Raw genomic sequence first — 422 nt, forward strand, 5'->3', positions numbered from 1 at the left:
CCCCCCCCGCCATATCGAGCAGCGCCATCGGGCCGATGACGGCGATCTTGTAGCCGATGCCCCACGACACGCAGGTGTCCAGGTCTTCCGGCTCGATGACGCCGCGCTCGACAAGATCGACCGCCTCGCGCAGCAGCGCATAGAGCACGCGGTTCTCGACGAAGCCTGGAACGTCCTTCTTCACCACCACCGGCAGCAGGCCGATCGAGCGGATGAGATCGCGGATAACAGCCACGGTTTCAGGCGCGGTCTTCTCGCCGCCGATCACCTCGATCATCGGGATGATGTGCGGCGGGTTCGACCAGTGCATGCCGACCATCCGCTCGGGATGCGAGATATGCGCCTGCAGCTTGGTGATCGGAATGCCCGACGTGTCGGACGCGACGATGACGGACGGGCCGATCAGCGGATCGATGTCACGA

1 protein-coding gene is annotated in these 422 nt (G+C 64.7%); it reads right to left on the reverse strand.

Annotation, left to right across the window (positions count from 1 at the left end; all coding sequences use genetic code 11):
• On the reverse strand, positions 1-422 hold a 422-nt coding region (locus ENZ75_RS34065), incomplete at both ends, for a 3-hydroxyacyl-CoA dehydrogenase NAD-binding domain-containing protein (protein WP_245481383.1).

The sequence above is a fragment of the Mesorhizobium sp. M7A.F.Ca.CA.002.04.1.1 genome, assembly GCF_004022805.1.
Lineage (GTDB): Bacteria > Pseudomonadota > Alphaproteobacteria > Rhizobiales > Rhizobiaceae > Mesorhizobium > Mesorhizobium ciceri.